The organism is Cohnella sp. GbtcB17 (genome assembly GCF_019091135.1).
Lineage (GTDB): Bacteria > Bacillota > Bacilli > Paenibacillales > Paenibacillaceae > Cohnella.
In genome coordinates, this window is sequence record NZ_JAGXJW010000588.1 from 1 (window position 1) to 228 (window position 228).

Here is a 228-nt window from a genome sequence, read left to right on the forward strand (position 1 = left end):
AGCGAGAAAAGCGCGGCTGAGGCGGGCGAAACCGGCAGCAACCGGGCTGTAAGCGAGGTTTGCGCGCTTGGAGGGACGCGGCTGAGCTGTAAGCGAGAAAAGCGCGGCTGCTGCGGGGGCAACCGGCACCAACCGGGCCGCAAGCGAGGCTTGCGCGGTTGGAGCGGGGCGGCGGGGCTGTAAGCGGGAATAGCGCGGCCGCGGCGGGCGCAACCGCCCGCAGCCCTA

At 71.5% G+C, this 228-nt stretch carries 1 protein-coding gene; it reads left to right on the forward strand.

All coding sequences use genetic code 11. The annotated features are described in order from the left end of the window. The coding region (locus KVT38_RS34525) for a hypothetical protein (protein WP_217598176.1) at window positions 1–183 on the forward strand (183 nt) is incomplete at its 5' end. Between the last annotated feature and the right edge of the window lie 45 nt (window positions 184–228).